21 protein-coding genes and 1 pseudogene are annotated in these 18625 nt (G+C 36.4%); 5 read left to right on the top strand and 17 right to left on the bottom strand.

What is annotated here, in order from left to right; all coding sequences use genetic code 11:
* Positions 1 to 7 precede the first annotated feature (7 nt).
* Together blt and bltD are read left to right on the top strand one after the other, a co-directional pair.
* Positions 8 to 1210 (top strand): multidrug efflux MFS transporter Blt, encoded by a 1203-nt coding sequence (blt, locus tag NST22_RS13545; RefSeq protein WP_003229880.1) that lies wholly within the window; start codon positions 8 to 10, stop codon positions 1208 to 1210.
* 168 nt (positions 1211 to 1378) lie between these two features.
* On the top strand, positions 1379 to 1837 hold the full coding sequence (gene bltD / locus NST22_RS13550) for a spermine/spermidine acetyltransferase (RefSeq protein WP_003229879.1): 459 nt from the start codon (positions 1379 to 1381) through the stop codon (positions 1835 to 1837).
* Between the two features lie 156 nt (positions 1838 to 1993).
* Here the strand turns inward: bltD and NST22_RS13555 are convergent, their stop codons facing one another.
* From NST22_RS13555 to NST22_RS13565, 3 genes are all read right to left on the bottom strand, one after another.
* Positions 1994 to 3298, bottom strand: a complete 1305-nt coding sequence (locus tag NST22_RS13555; RefSeq protein ID WP_003246022.1) for a hemolysin family protein — start codon at positions 3296 to 3298, stop codon at positions 1994 to 1996.
* Between the two features lie 262 nt (positions 3299 to 3560).
* Entirely contained in the window at positions 3561 to 3704 is a 144-nt protein-coding gene (locus tag NST22_RS13560; protein WP_003229877.1) for a YrzO family protein, read from the bottom strand.
* A gap of 17 nt (positions 3705 to 3721) precedes the next feature.
* Positions 3722 to 4687: a DMT family transporter gene (locus NST22_RS13565; protein ID WP_004398909.1), complete on the bottom strand. Its 966-nt coding sequence runs from the start codon at positions 4685 to 4687 to the stop codon at positions 3722 to 3724.
* A gap of 125 nt (positions 4688 to 4812) precedes the next feature.
* Here NST22_RS13565 and czcR point away from each other — a divergent pair, with 125 nt between their 5' ends.
* On the top strand, positions 4813 to 5679 hold the full coding sequence (gene czcR, locus NST22_RS13570; protein WP_004398672.1) for a LysR family transcriptional regulator CzcR: 867 nt from the start codon (positions 4813 to 4815) through the stop codon (positions 5677 to 5679).
* Positions 5680 to 5801: 122 nt separating this feature from the next.
* Here the strand turns inward: czcR and NST22_RS13575 are convergent, their stop codons facing one another.
* The 3 genes from NST22_RS13575 to NST22_RS13585 all read right to left on the bottom strand — a co-directional run bounded on the left by NST22_RS13575 (position 5802) and on the right by NST22_RS13585 (position 8538).
* Positions 5802 to 6839, bottom strand: coding sequence for an NAD(P)/FAD-dependent oxidoreductase (locus NST22_RS13575; protein ID WP_003229874.1), 1038 nt, complete (start codon positions 6837 to 6839; stop codon positions 5802 to 5804).
* Positions 6840 to 6926: 87 nt separating this feature from the next.
* On the bottom strand, positions 6927 to 7862 hold the full coding sequence (czcD, locus tag NST22_RS13580) for a CDF family zinc transporter CzcD (RefSeq protein ID WP_003229873.1): 936 nt from the start codon (positions 7860 to 7862) through the stop codon (positions 6927 to 6929).
* 286 nt (positions 7863 to 8148) lie between these two features.
* Positions 8149 to 8538 (bottom strand): tautomerase family protein, encoded by a 390-nt coding sequence (locus NST22_RS13585; RefSeq protein ID WP_004398711.1) that lies wholly within the window; start codon positions 8536 to 8538, stop codon positions 8149 to 8151.
* 333 nt (positions 8539 to 8871) lie between these two features.
* On the opposite strand from NST22_RS13585, the gene gltR reads away from it, so the two are divergent.
* Positions 8872 to 9762, top strand: a complete 891-nt coding sequence (gltR, locus tag NST22_RS13590) for a glutamate biosynthesis transcriptional regulator GltR (protein WP_003229871.1) — start codon at positions 8872 to 8874, stop codon at positions 9760 to 9762.
* 157 nt (positions 9763 to 9919) lie between these two features.
* Here gltR and NST22_RS13595 read toward each other — a convergent pair whose 3' ends face one another.
* The 10 genes from NST22_RS13595 to NST22_RS13640 all read right to left on the bottom strand — a co-directional run bounded on the left by NST22_RS13595 (position 9920) and on the right by NST22_RS13640 (position 17174).
* Positions 9920 to 10237, bottom strand: coding sequence for a hypothetical protein (locus NST22_RS13595; RefSeq protein ID WP_032677115.1), 318 nt, complete (start codon positions 10235 to 10237; stop codon positions 9920 to 9922).
* Positions 10195 to 11517 (bottom strand): branched-chain amino acid transport system II carrier protein, encoded by a 1323-nt coding sequence (gene brnQ, locus NST22_RS13600; protein ID WP_003229870.1) that lies wholly within the window; start codon positions 11515 to 11517, stop codon positions 10195 to 10197. The genes NST22_RS13595 and brnQ overlap by 43 nt, the downstream gene beginning before the upstream one ends.
* 160 nt (positions 11518 to 11677) lie before the next feature.
* Positions 11678 to 12010 carry a branched-chain amino acid transporter AzlD gene (azlD, locus tag NST22_RS13605; protein WP_003245988.1) on the bottom strand — a complete coding sequence of 111 codons (333 nt, stop codon included), beginning with the start codon at positions 12008 to 12010 and terminating at the stop codon, positions 11678 to 11680.
* Positions 12007 to 12771 (bottom strand): azaleucine resistance protein AzlC, encoded by a 765-nt coding sequence (gene azlC, locus NST22_RS13610; protein ID WP_015251618.1) that lies wholly within the window; start codon positions 12769 to 12771, stop codon positions 12007 to 12009. Before azlC ends, azlD begins: the two co-directional genes overlap by 4 nt.
* A gap of 12 nt (positions 12772 to 12783) precedes the next feature.
* A complete protein-coding gene (azlB, locus tag NST22_RS13615) occupies positions 12784 to 13257 on the bottom strand; it encodes an azlBCD operon transcriptional regulator AzlB (protein WP_004399001.1) in 474 nt (157 codons plus the stop codon).
* 333 nt (positions 13258 to 13590) lie between these two features.
* Positions 13591 to 13866 (bottom strand): barstar family protein, encoded by a 276-nt coding sequence (locus NST22_RS13620; RefSeq protein WP_004398814.1) that lies wholly within the window; start codon positions 13864 to 13866, stop codon positions 13591 to 13593.
* 271 nt (positions 13867 to 14137) lie between these two features.
* Entirely contained in the window at positions 14138 to 15370 is a 1233-nt protein-coding gene (locus NST22_RS13625; protein ID WP_003229866.1) for a cytochrome P450, read from the bottom strand.
* A gap of 392 nt (positions 15371 to 15762) precedes the next feature.
* Positions 15763 to 15912, bottom strand: coding sequence for a hypothetical protein (locus NST22_RS13630; protein WP_003229864.1), 150 nt, complete (start codon positions 15910 to 15912; stop codon positions 15763 to 15765).
* Between the two features lie 98 nt (positions 15913 to 16010).
* Positions 16011 to 16574, bottom strand: coding sequence for a cysteine hydrolase family protein (locus NST22_RS13635; protein ID WP_004398700.1), 564 nt, complete (start codon positions 16572 to 16574; stop codon positions 16011 to 16013).
* Positions 16575 to 16802: 228 nt separating this feature from the next.
* A complete protein-coding gene (locus NST22_RS13640) occupies positions 16803 to 17174 on the bottom strand; it encodes a YrdB family protein (RefSeq protein WP_010886579.1) in 372 nt (123 codons plus the stop codon).
* 465 nt (positions 17175 to 17639) lie between these two features.
* On the opposite strand from NST22_RS13640, the pseudogene NST22_RS13645 reads away from it, so the two are divergent.
* Positions 17640 to 17756 (top strand): annotated as a pseudogene (locus NST22_RS13645) (TetR-like C-terminal domain-containing protein); the annotation flags it as partial.
* A gap of 227 nt (positions 17757 to 17983) precedes the next feature.
* Here NST22_RS13645 and NST22_RS13650 read toward each other — a convergent pair.
* Positions 17984 to 18487 (bottom strand): DinB family protein, encoded by a 504-nt coding sequence (locus NST22_RS13650; protein ID WP_004399152.1) that lies wholly within the window; start codon positions 18485 to 18487, stop codon positions 17984 to 17986.
* Between the last annotated feature and the right edge of the window lie 138 nt (positions 18488 to 18625).

An 18625-nucleotide genomic window follows, 5' to 3' on the forward strand; every position in this document is an offset into this window, starting at 1 on the left:
AATTCAGATGAAAAAATCAATAAATGAGCAAAAAACGATATTCATTATACTATTAAGCAACATCTTCGTAGCATTTCTTGGTATCGGTTTAATCATTCCAGTTATGCCTTCTTTTATGAAAATCATGCATTTATCCGGCAGCACAATGGGTTATCTTGTTGCGGCTTTTGCCATTTCTCAGTTAATTACTTCACCTTTTGCAGGTAGGTGGGTTGACCGTTTCGGGAGAAAAAAAATGATTATTCTCGGGTTGCTTATATTCAGTTTATCTGAGTTGATTTTCGGATTAGGGACCCATGTTTCAATATTTTATTTCTCGAGGATATTGGGTGGTGTAAGTGCGGCTTTTATCATGCCCGCGGTAACAGCATATGTAGCTGATATTACAACCCTAAAGGAAAGGTCAAAGGCTATGGGGTATGTTTCTGCTGCAATTAGCACCGGCTTTATTATTGGACCTGGTGCGGGAGGATTTATTGCCGGCTTTGGTATCCGCATGCCGTTTTTCTTCGCCTCCGCCATCGCGTTAATAGCAGCTGTCACTTCCGTTTTTATACTAAAAGAGTCATTGTCGATAGAAGAACGCCATCAACTCTCATCTCATACAAAGGAATCAAATTTCATTAAAGACTTGAAGAGATCCATTCATCCTGTCTATTTCATTGCATTTATTATCGTCTTTGTAATGGCTTTTGGTTTATCAGCTTATGAAACGGTATTCAGCTTGTTTTCTGATCATAAATTTGGCTTCACACCAAAAGATATTGCAGCCATTATTACGATTAGTTCCATTGTTGCGGTAGTTATTCAAGTTTTACTATTCGGGAAATTGGTCAACAAACTTGGAGAGAAAAGAATGATTCAGCTGTGCTTAATAACCGGTGCGATCTTGGCTTTCGTGTCTACTGTTATGTCAGGATTTTTAACTGTTTTGCTTGTAACTTGTTTTATTTTTCTGGCGTTCGATTTGCTACGTCCGGCCTTAACCGCTCATTTATCCAATATGGCCGGTAACCAGCAGGGTTTCGTAGCAGGCATGAACTCCACATACACCAGCCTGGGAAATATATTTGGACCTGCTCTAGGCGGTATACTATTTGATCTTAACATTCATTATCCTTTCCTTTTTGCAGGTTTCGTTATGATTGTCGGCCTTGGTCTTACAATGGTTTGGAAAGAAAAAAAGAATGATGCTGCAGCTTTGAATTAATTCATTTTCTATAAAGTTAAGTCATTTGGATGCAGGGAATGCCCCTGGTTAGGCACAATAAGAAAAGGTACTTAATTTGATAGGCTACATGTTGCTTGACGTGAATATAGTATAAGCTGAGTTTTAGCAATATCAGGATACCGGGATAAGAAAAAAGGAGAATGTAGTATGAGTATAAACATAAAAGCAGTAACTGATGATAATCGTGCTGCAATTCTTGATCTACATGTCAGCCAGAATCAATTATCATATATTGAATCTACAAAAGTATGTTTAGAAGATGCAAAAGAATGTCACTATTATAAACCTGTCGGGCTTTACTATGAAGGAGATCTAGTCGGTTTTGCAATGTATGGATTGTTTCCCGAGTATGATGAAGATAATAAAAACGGACGAGTCTGGCTTGACCGATTTTTTATTGACGAACGCTATCAGGGAAAAGGATTAGGGAAGAAAATGCTTAAAGCCCTCATTCAGCACCTTGCTGAGTTATATAAATGCAAGAGAATTTATTTAAGTATATTTGAAAATAATATTCATGCTATACGCCTTTATCAAAGGTTTGGTTTTCAATTTAATGGTGAACTCGACTTTAATGGTGAGAAGGTAATGGTAAAAGAGCTATAGATATCCAAGCCTCCTTGTTTGCTGAGAAACGTTTGAACTTCGATAATGATTACCTACTTAAACTGCAAGATCATTGTTTAAAAAAGCCTGGATGAAAATTTCATCTCAGGCTTTAAGCATCTTATTAGTCAAAATCTCATGTGTTTTATCCAGATGTTATTCTTTTTTCCGGACAATTTCTAAATAATTAATATGCCGGCCAACTGTTTCGTGCACTTTAAAAATATACCCATCGGCTTCTATAACGGACCCAACTGCAGCGTCTATTTGTTGAGTCATAAACCAGCCGCCTATTGTATCCACTTCGTCACTTGCTAACGTCGTTCCCAATAAATCATTTACATCTTCAATGAGCACTTTCGAATCTAAGATATAGTGATTATCATTTACTTTTCTAATATTAGGCACTTCATCTTTATCAAATTCATCTCTGATTTCCCCGACAATTTCTTCAAGAATATCTTCAGCAGTGACTAAACCTGAAGTGCCGCCATATTCATCCACAAGAATAGCGATATGTGTTCGCTCTTTTTGCATTTTTACCAATACATCATGAATTGGAACGGATTCAATAACATGGATAACAGGGTTGATATGATTTTCTAACTTGAAATCCTCTTTTATCTTCTGGTCTGTGTCAATATAAGCTGACAAAAATTCTTTAGCATTGATAAAACCAATGATTGAATCTTTATCTCCATTTAGGACTGGGTACCTTGTATAGCTCTCTGTCTTAATGATCTTAACAATAGTTTCATAAGAATCCTCACTAGAAATCGCTACGATCTCTCTTCTCGGAATCATAATTTCTTTGGCGATTCTTTCATCAAATTCAAAAATATTATTTACATATTTCAACTCATTTTGATTGATTTCACCGCTCTTATAGCTTTCAGACAGTAAGATGCGCAGTTCTTCTTCAGAATGAGCAAGTTCATGTTCTGATGCAGGTTTCAAACCGAAGAGTCCTACTATAAACCGGGCTGAACCATTTAAAAACCATATAAAAGGGAACAGGATGCGGTAAAACCAAATAATTGGCTTTGCAGTCAAAAGAGTGATGGTTTCCGCTTTTTGGATAGCGAGTGTTTTAGGAGCAAGCTCTCCAACTACAACGTGCAAAAAAGTCGCCATCACAAAAGCAATCACTAAGATCAATACATGTGAGACTGTTTCACTTACATGAAAATGAGCAAATAAGGGGTGCAAAATCACTTCAAAAGTCGATTCTCCGACCCAGCCAATTCCCAACGCTGTAACCGTGATCCCTAATTGACAAGCTGACAAATATTCGTCCAAATGAGTAATGACCTTTTTGGCTGATATGGCACCTTTTTTTCCCTCTAATATGAGTTGGTCAATTTTTGATGACCTGATCTTTACTATCGCAAATTCAGTCGCAACAAAAAATGCTGTTAAGACAATTAAAAGAGTAAAGATTATAAGGTTAATGGTTGTCAATGATTTGCCTTACCTAGTAAGGCGTACACCTCCGATGTAAATATTTATTGAATAAACAAAAAACAGTATATATAACATTATAAGTTCAAAAGAACCTAAAATCAACTCTGAATGATGTAAATAATCATCTTTTTCCGTATGGAGAGTGGTTCCCATAGTCTTCAACTAACGATTAGTGGCGTTTTAAGGCTTAAAAAAGAAAGCAAAATAAAAACACACCTGAATTTTCTGGTGTGTTTCAATAATACCCAACCGTCTTGATTTATTTAATGTCTTTATAAAGATTTTCTTTTAAAATTTGAATCAATTCGGCCTGTTGCTTTATATTTTTGCGGCCATTTCTATTAATTGCAGCAAGTTCACAGACAATTCCAGCTGAAATGAAAAACAATAAACCTTCAAACATTTTAAATCCCCCACTGTCTAAGTGATAGTCAAATTTGTTTTTTCTTTTTGCAATACCTGCTTATAATCTTCCTTACGCTGATATATGTTATTTAAAATGAGTCCAATAATGACAAACAGTGTTCCTACTATATCAAAAGCAGTTATGTTATATCCTTTGATCACCATGATTAACAATGTAGTAATGGGGACAAAGTTAATAAATAAAATCCCATTAATGGATGATAGGATTTTAATGCCATAGTTCCAACTAAGGAGGGCTATGATACCTGGTAAAGTAATCATAAATAAAAAATCATACTTAATTGCTGCAATCACTTTAATACTCGGTACCGACACGTAACCTTGCGCGGTAAGTATAGCTGTCATGATTCCTGTTATAGCTGTGCCGAATAAACATGTCAAAGTTGAATAACGAAGTGTGGACCACTCTCGGAATATCTGTCCCCCCATTGTGTAGACAACCCACCCTAAAACACCAATGAATATAAAGAGTATCGAGAATAGATGATCCCCTAATGAAAAAAAGAAACTTATATTACCTTTGGTTATGACCATCGAAGCCCCCAAAAAGGCAATCAATATACTGATCATTGTGTATTTTTTAGGTTTCACATGTTTATATCCCCATAGAATAACAATTGAAAGCATCGGCATGAGTGCCTCGGCAATGGATGCTGTCATAATTCCAGACTTCCCCATCAACCTTTGACCTAAAAAAATAAGAACATTGTATATAGTAAACGCCATCACCCCAAATAAAATGATCCATTTTGCTTTACCCTCTAAATGAAATGATTTCTTTCCTTCTCTCACCAATAATAAAATCACTAACATAATCGTTACCACACCGTAGCGAATAAATGAAAAATAAAACGGATCAACAAATTCTAATGCATGATCTGCAACTGGAAACATCGCGCCCCAAGACATACTTGCTACTAAACATGTAAGGGCACCAATGAATAATTGACCTTTTTTCATTGAATTCCCCTCCTTTTCTTTAAAATTACAATGAGAATTATAAAAAGAAGTAAGCATCAAGTAAAATGAACAAAAGTGATGAAAAACATCATTGATAATGATACTTTAATGAAGGGGGGATCTTCATGGAACTGCGAGACTTACAAATTTTCAAATGCGTAGCCCATCACAAGAGTATTACCGGTGCTGCAAAAGAGTTAAATTATGTACAATCTAATGTAACTGCGCGGATTAAGCAATTAGAGAATGAGCTCAAAACACCTCTTTTCAATCGCCATAAAAAAGGGGTTTCACTAAGCCCAGAGGGCCGAAAAATGATTGAATACGTTAACAAAATTTTGAAAGATGTTGAAGAACTGGAGCAAGTCTTTCTAGATACTGAAATACCGTCTGGAATATTAAAAATCGGTACAGTGGAAACAGTGAGGATACTGCCGACCATCATAGCTTCCTATTATAAAAAGTATCCTAATGTGGATTTATCATTGCAGGCTGGTCTAACAGAGGAACTTATTAAAAAGGTCATGAATCACGAATTAGACGGAGCTTTTATTTCAGGCCCCTTGAAACATTCTATTCTGGAACAGTATGATGTTTATACTGAAAAACTTACTCTTGTAACCAGTAACAAAACGTTTAATATAGAGGATTTTTCAACGACTCCGATTCTTGTTTTTAACCAGGGGTGCGGGTATCGGTCTAGGCTTGAACAATGGCTCAAAGATGAAGGTGTGCTCCCAAACAGAATGATGGAATTTAACATCCTAGAGACAATCTTAAATAGTGTTGCACTTGGACTCGGTATAACAGTGGTACCGGAATCTGCTGTTATGCATCTAGCTGTACAAGGTAAGGTTTATTGCCACCCATTGCCTGAGAAAGACAGCTGTATCTCAACAATTTTTATACGCCATAAAGATGCGTACCTGACAAATTCAATGCGCAGCCTCCTAAAGACCATTGTTGAACATAAAAATATGAGTATGGCTTAAAGTGATTTTTCTCTTTCTATATTCTAACTTCTTAAATAAAAGAGAAGGCTCATCTCCACTTCGCTACCCTTATTCACGCAAAAAATAGAGCAGTAAACATGTGAGTTACTGCTCTGCTTCGTTTATTCACCGTTCATTTGTTTTACAATGTATTCAGCATCATTTCCTACGCCTTGAAGCAACGCTGAACCTCGCTTATGCTGCCAAGGCAAACCTATAAAGTACAATCCTTCTACAGGTGAAACACCTCTATGATGTATGATTCGACCTTCTTGATCCAAAACACCTTTTATATTTATCCAACATAAGGGATTCCTGAAACCAGTAGCCCAAATAATATTGTTTACTTCTAATGTAGATGAATCTTTAAAAATGATTTCATTTTGCTTTGCGGCAATGACTCTTTTTTTTAAGATGATCTCCTTCTGTTTTATTGCATGTTTTAATTCATGCCCAAATACTGGATCACCTTTCTTTTGAATGAATTTGCCTACTATTGATGTATGACTTGCATGTAAAACTCCTAGTTTATCAAACCACCAAAAGATGCTTCTTTTTCCGATCATTAAAGGGAAATAAACAAGTTTATTACTACAAGCTAAATATGTAACTCTTTCTTTGGATAATTCAACAGCTATTTGAGCACCACTATTCCCACCACCAACTACTAGTACATTTCCATATGCCAATTGTTTTGAATTCTTATATTGTGATGAGTGTAGTTGATTAATATTATCGGATAAATCCTTTGATATTGATGGAATATTAGGGGTATGAAAAGGCCCTGTAGCAATGACAAGATTCTTCGTTTGATATTCTTCCCGATTTGTTTTTATTAAGAAATAATTCTTTATTTTTAGGACACTTATTACTTCTGTCCGTAATTGGATTGGAATTTCAAATTTTTTAACATACTTCTTTAGATAAGCAACAATTTCATTTTTTGAAGGAAATCCATGTTTTTCTCCTTCAAGATGCATTCCAGGCAAAGAGCTATACATTCGAGAAGTAAATAAAACTAATGAGTCATACCGATCTTTCCAGCTCTCCCCCACCTCATGACTTTTATCCAAAATGATAAACTTTTGATCGGACTGCTTAAGATAATATCCTATTGAGATCCCTGCTTGACCAGCCCCGATTACTATAGTGTCGTACACATTATCACCCCGCCAATTTCAAATTGTCAGTAGACAGAATCTGCAAAATCCTAGTTGATCTCCTCACTATAAAGTTAGATAAAAAATTTAATGGTGATGGTGGTCACGCTGCTTCTCCATTTTGGGCTGACAAAGGATCGCATTGTCGTGGTTATGCGCTTCGGTTTCCATTTGAATGGTTACGTGCGTAATGCCTTTATGCTCAAGTTCATGTTCAATTTTGCGTAAAATATTTTCACTTTCTGAAATGGTCAGTTGATCGTCAACAACTGCGTGGCAAGAAAGAGCATTCAATCCGCTTGTGATAGACCATATGTGTAAATCATGAATGTTTTGAATTCCCTCTGTCCCTTCAATTGTACGAATGATATCAGAGACATCGATATTTTCTGGAGTTCCTTCCATTAAGATGTGAATGGAATCTTTAGTCACATTGTAACCGCTTCTTAGAACAAGAATAGCCACAATGATACTAGCCAATGGATCTGCCCAGCCCCATCCAAAGAAGATGATAAGTATGGCAGCTAAAATGGCACCTACAGAGCCGAGCATATCGCTTATTACATGTAAATAAGCTCCTCTTATATTCAGATTATTCTTTGTATCTCCGCCACTCATCATAATCCAAGCGACCAATAGATTCACAACTAACCCGATGATACTAATTGTAAGCATGCCGGTTGTTGCTACTTTTGGTGGATTAGAGAAGCGTTCGATTGCTTCATAAATGATATAAAGAGAAATAAGAATTAAGGCAGCACCGTTTATCACAGCTGCAAGAATCTCAAATCGTTTATAGCCGAATGTCTTATTGTGATTTGCCTTTTTTTCAGCTAATGTAAAAGCAATCAGGGCAACCATTAATGAAATTGAATCACTCAGCATATGGCCTGCATCAGATAAAAGCGCCAGGCTATTTGTTAAAAATCCACCTATAGCTTCTATAATCATATAACCTGTAATCATGATAAAAGAGATCAATAAAACCTTTTTATTTGCTCCTTCATTATGATTGTGACCCATAAAAAACTCCTCCTTACCTAAAGTTTTTAATACATATGTATTTATTATTTCAAATCTGTTATGAAGCATTCTAACATGATACAAATAATATTTATATATGAGCATGTGTTCATATATAAATATATCTGCTCTTTACTGAAATGTCAAAATATTTTTATAGAAATCCACAATACCTCCTTAATTATTCTTTTATAAACATAAAAAAGCGGAGCAAACACATGGTTTGCTCCGCTACCCTAGTTTCTCTATCCTTTTCTTCAATCAAGCATTTGAGGGTAGTATTCAACTACAATTTACCTGTTAAAAATTGAGCCTCACCAAGTCCAAAACTCCAGTCAGCATTATCATTTTCAACAATAGATACAATTAAATCAGTTGATGCGATACCACACTCAGATTCCAGTCTTTCAGCTAACAGCCTGTAAAATTTTTGTTTCTTCTCTTCCGGTCGGGATTTACTTGTAACTGAAAGAACAACAAGATTTTTAGTTCGGTTAAATCCTAACCCAGTATCCTCAATAATCATATGATTTTCTGGATGTTCATGAACAATTTGATAACGGTCTTGTTGAGGCACATCAAAAGCCTCTACTACAACATTGTGAGCGACATCTAAAAGTTTTTTCAAACTTGATTGATCTCGCCCTTCTATTAAGTCAAAACGAAGTAATGGCATAAAATCCCCTCCTTCTACTACAACAGTCTTTTTAATTTCATTCGTTAATGTGTCAGCTATTTCCAAGCAGCTGCTACATTTAGAAAATAAAGTAATTTCCCAATAACCCCTTCATTCTGGTGTTAGTCAAGCCTATGTTATGATGTGTATTTCCATAGGCAATATACAGAATCAACTTCGAGTAATTAACCATTTTTTGAAATAGCTTTATCACTTACTTTAGAAATCATTTATTCTTCTAAGCTTTAGTTTACATGAAGCTCTGCTATCATATATAATTCAAAATTAAGATGGAAGACATCTCAAAATCAGATATCAACTATGGAGGACTAGATGAATATTCAGTTGTTACAGGTTTTTCTCACTACTGCTCGTGAAGGCAGTATTTCCAAGGCTGCTCAGACTTTAAATTATGCACAATCGAACGTAACGAATAAGATACAACAACTAGAAAACGATTTACAGACAAAATTATTCTATCGTCATAGTCGAGGAATCACACTTACTCCCCCAGGGCAAATTCTTGTTTCTTACTCAGAGAAAATTCTACATACTATTGAAGAAGCTAGAGCAGCCATGGGCGAATCATCCGCGCCTTCTGGGCCACTGCGTATAGGATCAATGGAAACAACAGCTGCAGTTTGGCTTCCTCAACTCCTTGCACATTATAATAACCTCTATCCAAATGTTGATTTGAACCTAGTAACCGGCCCTACGGAACAACAAATACAAGCAGTTTTACATTATGAGTTAAACGGCGCTTTTATTTCAGGGCCTATTGAACACCCTGATTTAGTTCAAGAAAAGGTATTGGATGAAGAGATGGTTCTTGTTACAAGTGCTTCACACCCTGTGATTTCTTCCATTCAGGATGTTCAAACACAAACAATGCTTGTATTCCGTAAAGGATGCTCATACAGAGCAAAGCTCAATCATATCCTGCAAGAAGAAGGTTTATTACCTATAAAATTAATGGAATTTGGCATACTTGAAGCGATCATTGGCTGTGTAAGCGCCGGCTTGGGGATTTCACTGCTGCCTCGTTCAATCATTGCTTCGCATGAAAAAGAAGGCCGCATCTGCAGCCACACTATCTCTGACAAATATTCTTTCGTATCAACCATGTTTATAAGGCGGAAAGACACTTTAATTACCCCTGCTTTATCTGCTTTTTTAACGCATATGAGGGATCATTTTCAGGTAAAGAGGCCAGATCAATCGTAAATAAATGGATGGAAGGCAGGCTTCGCCTCAAAATACCTCTGATCAGTTGTCTGATATAAAAATATAGGCGCATCTCATTGTTTGTATAGAGCAAAAAAGCAAACTTCGGTATGGAGTTTGCTTTTTCTTCGTGATTTCGCACTCTGAATCGTGAAACCTAGCCGATATTAGGATGTAGATTTTCTTCATTCAAAGAATTTTGAACGAAGATCATTGCCCTAGACACTTGGTTGCGTCTTGAAGTTAAAGGCTGACTATTTCCTAAAGAGTCAGTCGCTCTCACAACTATTAAATATTCACCTACAGATTTCGGGTGACAACGGGAAGATTGATATTTTCGGTTGGACAGGGGCAGAACATCCAATTGTAACAGTTGAAGTATCCACTGATGGAGGAGATCCTGCAGATCTGAGTGATATTGCTGTTGATTGATCAACTTGTTTTTGTTCGGAATATACTCAGTATATAGCCGCATATTCCTCCTGCAATAGCTGGAATGAGCCACCCCAGCCCTATGTTATACATAGGGAGAATCTGAGAGAAAATATGATTCACAACTTCAATTTTTATTCCCGCCTCCTTCAAACCGTCAAATAAGCTGATGATGAATGCGAATAATAAACTGCCTTGATACACTTCTGTCTTCCCTTTAAATACAGAATGCAAAAACGTTAAAAATATTAAGGAAATCGCGATAGGATACATCGTCAGTAAGACAGGCATTGACACCTTAATGAGCTGGGTTAATCCTATATTTGCGACAAGCGTACTAAACACTGATAAAACGACAGCAATTTTTTTATAAGAAATGTTCGGAAATAGTTCATGAAAAAATGAAGAACACGCAGTGATCAGTCCGACACTTGTCGTCAGACACGCCACTGTAATCATTAAGCCCAATAAGATTGAACCATAAGAACCAAAATAATAGGATGAAACCTTAGCCAAAACCTCTGCTCCATTTTCTAAAATCCCTAGTTCTTCAACGCTGGAAGCCCCCATATAGGAAAGAGCTGTATACATAACTGCTAAGAGTACAGCTGCAATCGCGGCTGCTTTTGCACAAACACCCATCAGCTGTTTTTTGGTAGAAGCTCCTTGTTCCTTCAATGCATTCACGATGATAATTCCAAAAACAAATGCTACAAGGGCATCCAGAGTAAGGTATCCTTCCTGAAATCCTTTAAAAAACGCTTGTGATGTGTACCCTTTTGACGGTGCTTGAATGGTTCCAATTGGGCGAATAAGAGCTACCACTACAAGCAATCCGATAAATGTCAGCTTAATTGGTGTCAAAAATTTCCCAACTATATCAATGATTTTTGAAGGATTAAGTGATAACACGCATGCCAATCCGAAAAATAATATTGTAAATATGATCAATGAGACAGGGCCTGCATCATTTGATAAAAAAGGTTTTACCCCAATTTCAAACGATACGTTTCCTGATCTCGGGATAGCGAAAAAAGGCCCGATTGCCAAATAGAGAATCGTCGTAAATACAATGCCAAACACCGGGTGAACACGGCTGGCTAACGACTGTAAGTTTTGTTTACCCGAAAAAACAAATGCTGTTATAGCCAGTAATGGCAATCCAACTCCGGTCACTAAGAAACCTGCATTAGCGACCCATACATTTTTCCCGGCCAATTGACCAAGCATAGGCGGAAAAATGAGATTTCCTGCTCCAAAAAACAATGCAAATAGCATTAATCCTATAATGATGATATAGGAAGCAGACACTTTTTTTGACATTATATATCCTCCGATTAAAGTAGACACTTCTTGAATAGCCAGGAAACATTACAGATGCTATTTGCACTGGCACAGTGTTGATTCCAAAATAAGCTTGTGTCAGTTTTATATATTTTTATCAAGTTTAATAAAAGCATGATTTGATAGTTTCCGATATCGGTTAAAAAACCAATTGCACCAAAACCATATAAACAACGGTTCCCCCCGCTATGGAAAGAAGCATATTTTTCTTCCACAAGTGAAGCAGTACAACTGCAGCTGCTCCAACTAATTCAGGAATGCCATGACTTCCAGAAAGCAGACTCACATCTTTTAAACAATAAATGACCAAAAGCCCGATTACCGCTGATGGCAGCACTTTACCAAGATACTGTACATATTTCGGTGTCGGTTTGCCAGACGGGAAAATCATGAATGGAAGGAACCGTGTCAGCATTGTTCCTAGCACGACCATTGCAATGGTGATCATTTGCTGCGTCATAGTCATCGTCATACGGAAACCTCAGCTTTCTCCAATGGTTTTCTCAGAACAGTCAGTACCCCTAAAATGGCGAGCATAGCAGGAATAATAAATTGGTTTCCGCCAAAAAGGATAAGACAGGCTACTGAAAGTCCAAGTCCTGAGAGAGCACTGTAATGCTTTTTCTCTTTCATCCATTGTTCTATGAATATCACAATAAACAGAGCAGTCATCACAAAATCAAGCCCTTCGGTATTAAACTTCACGTACGACCCAAAAATACCTCCTATCGCTGCCCCCGCGACCCAATATAAATGATTAAGCAGTGTCACAAAAAACATAAACCAGCCCTTGTCAACATTCGCCGGAACATTAGCGGTATAATTGATAGAAAATGACTCATCGCACATTCCGAAAATCAGATAAAGCTTTTTCTTTCCAGTCCCCCTGTACTTATCCAACATGGAAATTCCATAAAACAAATGCCGGGCATTGACCATTAACGTCAAAAAAAGAGCATTCATAGGGTTGAACGCACCAAGTAAAAAATTCGCTGCAACAAACTCCATTGAGCCCGCAAATATCATAAAACTCATGATGATTGGATAGATTGCGCTAAATCCCAAAGAATGCATAAAGATTCCATAAGCTATCCCCAAAAATAAAAACCCCGCAAAAATCGGAATGGTATATGGGAATGCAGAACGAAATGCAGCCCATATTTGACTTCTCTTATTCATATGAGTGTTTATAGCAGGAGAGCTTAAATGTAACGATTCTTTATTTTTATTCAAATCAACAACCTCCTACATTTCATCAATTGGCACACTGACAGTTCTTTTTTCTGTACTCATGACTATGCTTGTGTCAACTCCACTAATAGCAGGATTCTGCATTAATGAATCAATGATAAAATTCCGATAACTCTCCATGTCCTTCGCCACAATCTTAAGCATATAGTCATGGCTTCCTGTAAGTGTGTAGCATTCTTGAACCTGTGGGAATTTGTTTATATCCTCTAAAAATGAATGAATTGTCTCCCTATTTAAGGGTGATAAGTTGATGAGAGCTAGTGCTGTGACTTCGATTCCAAGTTTTTTCTCATCAACAATAGTCGTAAACTTTTTAATTATACCTGCTTCTACTAGGTTCTTTGTTCTTGCAAGGCAAGCTGATGGTGAAAGCCCAATTTTCTTAGATAAATTTAAATTTGATATTGAAGCATCTTCCTGCAAATCTCTTAAGATGGCCTTATCAGTTTCGTCAAGCATAATACCCATTTCACAACCCCCAATACAACTTAACAGAATTATATTTCATACAATTTAAATAATAACGAATTTTTATTCGTTAATCAAATATTATTTAAATTTAAATCCTTTTAAAGTATTATTCACAGAATAAAATTATCCTCGCGATTAACTCATAATGAAATTAACTTACATCAGAAAGAAGTCATGGGAGAGTTATGTACTTGTGTGACTTGATACCAACATCATAAGAAACTTATCAGAAGCCAAAAAGTTATTGCGGTCTCACCGAAAATTGAATTTGCGGTGCCCTATTGCCTTTTTCCGCGAACGAAAATTGTTAAAATTCGCAAAACAGAAAGTCTACTCTATTATTATTTTAAATTCGTCCTTTAGTTCTTCTTGAGCCTCTTGTATAACTTCTAATACATCGTCAGCGTATGAACCTAAAAATGTATTGCTGAACTCAAAATTTTTCAAGACTAAAGTGAGCGGCAAATCCACCCACCCTGTCAGGCAATCCCATAAAGCGTCTAAATTTCTCCCATAGTAGTCTGGGAAGTCTAGTTTATCTTTTAAATCATCATGTAAAACTTCTATATTTTCAAAGTCTCTTCCATCTATTATTATTTTTCTCATTAGAAACTATGCCCTCCATTATTTTATCTTAACAAACGTTTACTATGTAACAGCTGTTTGTCCAAATGAGGCTGAAAACAAATAAAAAACACCGATAGGATGAAACTATTGGTGTTTGCAAGACATCTTCATACCCGGTAGGCATAAATAATGCTAAACTTTGTTTTTAAAAAGCTATCATATCAAATTTTTATGTTACAGCTTTTACTATCGTTTAATCTAATTGAGGAGTAAAACAAGATATGTTTGAAAATCACATATCCCCTAAAAATTAAAAACTAATCGGCAGTTCTTCGAGTGCTCTCATCAGAAAATTCCCTTTCCATTTCATTTGTTTCTTTTCGCCTTTTAACTGTATATTTGGACAGCGGCGTAATAAGGTGGAAATCGCAATCTTTGCTTCTAAGCGGGCTAGCTGTGCACCAAGACAAAAATGATTGCCATGGCCAAAAGCAATATGGCGGTTGTTCTTTCTTTCAATATCAAATATGTCGGCATTTGGAAATATCTTTTCATCACGGTTTGCTGATGCTAAAGAAATGATGATCACATCTTTCCGTTTAATCTCCTGCCCATGCAGTATAAACGGTTCAGCCGTCCAGCGAATTGTCGTTAGCTCAACAGGGCTGTGAAACCGCAATGCTTCTTCTATGGCTGAATTCATCAAGTCCGGCTGCTGGCGGAGCTTTTCTAGTTGATCATGGTGACACATCAGAGCATATGTCATATTGGTGATTAAGTTTACGGTTGTTTCATGACCTGCAACGATAAGCAGCATAATCATCGAGTACAATTCTTCTGTACTTAATTGTGTGCCTTCACTTTCCGCTTGAATTAATGCACTGATTAAATCTCCTGCAGGTTCTCTCCTTTTTTTGCGAACTAAGGATTCCAGATATTCAACAAACTCCCCTAACAAGTGGTCATTCTCCTGAAGTCTTTCAGGGGCATCTGAAAAATCAATAATTGCTTGCGACCATACTCTGAATTTTTGACGATCTTCCAAGGGAATGCCGAGCATTTCACTTATCACGATAATCGGCAATGGAAACGCATAATCGTCTACTAGGTTCATGAATTTGTTGGGCTGCACTTTATCCAATAAAGAATCTGCGATATGCTGGATTTTGTCTTCCAACTGCAAAATCATCCGATGCGTAAATGCTTTTTGAACAAGAGTTCGCAAGCGGTTGTGATCAGGGGGATCTGAATTAAGCATATGTTTTGTTAAAGTCTCTTCATTCTTCAATAGAGCAGGACGTTTTTCTTTTGCGGTAAATACATTTTCATAGTTTTTCTTTAATTTTTCATTCTTTAATAAATGTATTGCATCATCATATCTCGATATGAGCCAGCCTTTCCCCAGAGCTCCTAAAGATAATGGGTAGAGAGCCTGTGATTTTCGCAATTCTTTATAAAATTCATACGCTTCATCTTTAAATGCTCTCGAAGACAATTGACTTTCCGTCAAAATGGTTACACTCTTTTTTTCTTTTGAAGACATTCATTCGACCTCCATCTTTGAAAGGTTATGATAATCTTTAAATATAAAATCAGGACGATTTGTAAAATGATCCATTGAGATCAGTATTCATGATAAGGGCCAAAATGCCGTCCCCGCATTTTGAAATAAAAGATATGAGACAGTCATTAATCATTTTGCTGCCTAAACTCTTTCCCTGATAAAATGGCGAAACTCCTAATACTTCTATGCCGGCTCTTTTAAGGATTTGGAAAATTTTTTAGCCCCATTTTGATTAATGTTATCCCCCCTGCTGCTATATAATCGATCAAGTTTAATGTCGGGTTTATCACGATGTTTTAATAGAGCGGCAACAACCATTTCACCATTCTGAATGCCAACAAAAAAGAAATGCTTTTTAAAATATGCTCTTGTCAGTACTTTATGCATTTCAAAAATAAATGAATGATCTTTTTTTCGCGTTTTACGAGTAAATCCATAAAAGGATATTGATTGAAAGATTGATGGAATAGCTTTGCCACTTTGCTTACTTCATCTGCTCTTGCTTGTCGATAAAGAAACATTGATGCACCTCCTCTGAGCAGTAAAGCAGGAAATCGAATTAAAGCGCCCTTCCTATTGGAAAGGCGCCTGCCGTTTTACTGTGCCAAAATGTTTTTCATCAGTGAGTTTTTATAAAATCATTTATTAATTGATCAGTTGTCAATATTGTGGCAAATTCATCATGCAATGTAGCTAGAGATATATTATGAATAGTCGCCGCATCATAATATGTATCATTTTGGTCTCTCATTCCGAAGGCTGCTGTTGCATCTGAAATCAGGTATGTATCAAACCCTAAATTACCACTCATTCTTGTGGTGGTTGATACACAGTGAGGCGTGGTTAAACCAGTTATGACTACAGTGGTTATTTCATTTAATTTTAAGAATTCTTCTAAATTCGTACCAATAAAGCTGCTATTTACTGTCTTGGTTATAATGACTTCTTCATCCATAGGCTTAACTATTTCCTTTATTGCAAACCCTTCATTCTTTGGATGGAATAAAGAATGAGGTTTATCAGAAGTGTGTTGTATGTATATGACTGTCCATCCTTTTTCTCTCCATAATTCTAGTATTTTACTAATGTTTTCTTCCGCCTTTACGTTATTCCGTTCCCCCCATTTTTTATCATCGAAGGCTTTTTGTACATCCACAATGATTAAAGCTTTCTTTTCTTCCACAAGATACCCTCCTACGTAGAATTTCTATTTATTACTACATTCTAAATACAAATTTTACTTTTGTACAATTGTTTAATGATGAATTTCAAATGAGCGCCTTCTTTATTGGAAAATGCGTTCTATACTGCAACTGTGCCCAAGCCGTTAACCTTCAAATCTAATCTGAGAATCACTGGCTCTACAGAGAATAATAAAAAACACTCTAATAACGAGTGCTGAAATGAAAAACTATTGATTTAGAAGCCATTTGATACGCTCAGCTGAAATGATGTAGTGGAGTATTATAAGACATAAAAAGACAATACTAACTGGTTTTAAATAACTAAAATAAAGCGCTGCAACAGCCATTGCAAAGATCAATAATTCAATAACTAACCTTGTTACTCCGTTTACAGCTATTACAGTTTGTCCGCTTCGACTAGGATCATGAGGTACTGCAAATACAGACCAGACAATCATAACTGCAATAGGTAAAACCAAAGTTAAAACATATTTAAAATAACCATTAAAGCTTATCCAAGCATACACCCCTAAGGAGATTAGTGCAGCAATTTCAAGGGTGAATCTTAAAAGTAAATTAGTCTGATTCAGTTTTTCCAACTCCTCTATAAAAAACACCCCCGCAGGAGATGCTCTTTCTCTGCTTTATTTCAGCGTATAAAAACTTTTCTGTTCTTCCTCTTTAGATTCTATTGTAGTTTTCGGCGAGATTACCTCTACTTTTGAAGAGATGATACCGACTGCTGCTGTTACCAATGCTCCGATAATAGAACGATGATAAGTATAATGAAATATGACAACTTTTCCCCTCCTATTCAGTTAATTATCCAAATAATCAGGAAGTTGTCTACAATTTGCAGAATTTGTCGAACGAAGTAAAGATTATACCTGGGAGGCTTTACTCATTGTATGAATTACAGTAAATAAATTGCCTTCCCTTTTGAGAAGACGTTCCAACTCAGCTAGACTCTTCCAATAGGCTTCCTTTTGGCGCAGCTGCTTTTATTCAAAAATTGAGCAACACCTGAATGTTTCATTGGAATTTCTGAACCATCGATCGCTGCTGAATTTGTTGCAAATGCATACGTAGGAGTAGTCGAATGGTGGTTGAAAAATGAAATGCCTTCCCCACCTCGAGTGATGGCAGAAAAAGCGGGGGTTTTGTTAGAGAGGAATCTATAGATATGTGTATCGAAGATTTGACAGCATTAAAAATTATACTTACATCGTTGGGAACAGGCCAACAATAAAGCGGAAGAACGTTGTCATTTGAAGTGGTTTGGAATAAAAATGATTCGAATATGTTCTTATCATTGTAAACGAACAAAAAAAGAACATGTTTTGAAAAAAGATTGATCAAAACATCTTCTTATATGTTGTCATAGCGTAACTTTTTATAAAAAGGTTAATTACATTTTCGGGGCTTCCAAACCAAATTTTGCCCATTCTTCTTTTGCTGGACCATAAATACCTGGAACAGTTAAACCTGCTTGTCTCATAAGAACAGTCATTTGTCCCCGATGGTGGTTTTGATGTTGAATTAAAAACATCAAAAGTGAACCGTTAGGCATTTGTTGTCCAATAAAGTTGATACGTTCTTGAAGTGTATGGTCAGTCCATTGGGTTTTTAATGCCTGTACAAATGCATTACTGGCTTGATGATAGCTGTCAGCTATAAACTGAGCAGAAGTTGGAACAGGATAATCTTCAGCTGGGGCTTGGAACGTTAAGTCTGTGTTTGAGGTAATGATGCCAATGGCAGCAACAGTATGCCAAGCAATACGGCCTAGAGTCCAATTTTGTGAAGTTATTTCTTGTTTAAGTGATTCATCAGTCAGACTATTTAATAGTTTCTGTGTAGCATCTGCTTCGAACTCCCAAGATTTCAAAAAATGGTCTAAGGTTTGAAACACAAAAATCCTCCTTTTCATTCTTTTGTTTTTTCAATGTGCTTATAGGTTAATTATAATGCCTCCTTTCGTTAAAAAGAACAAAAATTTCGGACAAGAATAATCATAGTAAAATGCGTAGACATTCTTAAACGTAACGAT

This window comes from Bacillus sp. PS237 (assembly GCF_037963345.1).
Classification (GTDB): domain Bacteria; phylum Bacillota; class Bacilli; order Bacillales; family Bacillaceae; genus Bacillus; species Bacillus subtilis.